Origin of the sequence: Ciceribacter lividus, from assembly GCF_003337715.1 — a bacterium.
Lineage (GTDB): Bacteria > Pseudomonadota > Alphaproteobacteria > Rhizobiales > Rhizobiaceae > Allorhizobium > Allorhizobium lividum.
In genome coordinates this window covers 1-1,434 of sequence record NZ_QPIX01000027.1, presented here as the reverse complement: position 1 = coordinate 1,434, position 1,434 = coordinate 1, and the positions used below count along the sequence as shown (strand labels likewise).

1 pseudogene is annotated in these 1,434 nt (G+C 69.4%); it reads left to right on the top strand.

The features are described 5' to 3' along the window. Window positions 1-30: 30 nt before the first annotated feature. Window positions 31-1,434: pseudogene (locus DFR48_RS21680) on the top strand (hypothetical protein); the annotation flags it as partial.

Sequence of the window (1,434 nt, the reverse complement as noted above, 5' to 3'; positions counted from 1 at the left end):
AACGACGTGAGCCGCAAGACGAAACTCGCAATGAACAGCAGCACCTGCCTGCGACCCCTTCTTGCCCGCCCCGAGGCGGCGGCCATGTGGCTGGCGCTGACGGCGGTGCCGATGCTGGCGCTGCCGCAGGCGGCACGGGCACAGGATACGGGCATCACCGACCTCGGAAACCTCGGCGGCGGTATTTCTGTGGCACTGGGTGTGTCTGCCGATGGCGCCGTGGTGGTTGGGGGTGCGAAGAATGCCTCTGACGAGAATCACGCCTTCCGCTGGACCGCTGCGGGCGGCATGCAGGACATGGGCGCTCTCGGAGAGGTCAGCCGGTCGGAAGCCAATGGTGTGTCCGCCGACGGCTCGGTGGTGGTCGGCCAGAATACCAGCGACAACGTGGGGGTCAGTACCACGCGCGCCTTCCGCTGGACCGAGGCGGACGGCATGGTGAGCCTCGGCACGCTCAACGAGGGCGACTGGTCCACGGCTAACGGCGTATCCGCCGATGGTGCGGTGGTGGTCGGCCAGGCAACCGACGGCGCATCGGGCAATGCCTTCACCGCCTTCCGCTGGACCGAGGGCGACGGCATGGTGAGCCTCGGCATGCTCAACGACGGCAGCCGATCACGGGCCACTGGTGTGTCCGGCGACGGCTCGGTGGTGGTCGGCGGCTCCAACGACGGTGCATCGGGCAATGCCGAGCGCGCCTTCCGCTGGACCGAGGGTGACGGCATGGTGAACCTCGGCACGATCAACGACGGCAGCAGTTCTTTCGCTCTTGGTGTGTCTGCCGACGGCGCGGTGGTGGTCGGCGGCGCCAGAGACGGTGCATCGGGCGATTTCATGCGCGCCTTCCGCTGGACCGAGGGCGGCGGCATGGTGAGCCTGGGAGAGATCAACGGCGGCAACTGGTCGATGGCCCATGGTGTGTCCGGCGACGGCGCGGTGGTGGTCGGCCAGGCGATCGACGGTGCATTGACTAAGGTGCCTGGGGCGGAGATCGAGCGCGCCTTCCGCTGGACCGAGGGCAGCGGGATGCAGACCGTCGAGGACTGGCTCATCGGCTCCGGCATCGACGTCGCAGCCGACCTGCAGACATTCGCCGCGTACGGCACCAACAGCGACGGCAGCGTCGTGGTGGGGCAGCTTCAGAATGATCAGGCCTTCATCGCGCGCGTCCCGAAGAACGGCGGTGGCGGCGGCAGTGGCGGCGGCGGCGGCAGTGGCGGCGGCGGTGGCGGCGGCGGCGGTGGAGACGGTGGCGGCGGCGGCGGCGGCGGACTTGTGACGCTCGAAGACCTGCAGGCGAGCCTGGCAGCCACCGCCGGCGGCGGCGCGATGATCCTGAGGTCCAGCGATCTGCTGATCACCGGCGCCCACAGCCGTCCCCTGTCGCGGCGCGTCGAAGGCGGCAAGAACACCTTCTGGATGACCGGCGACTGG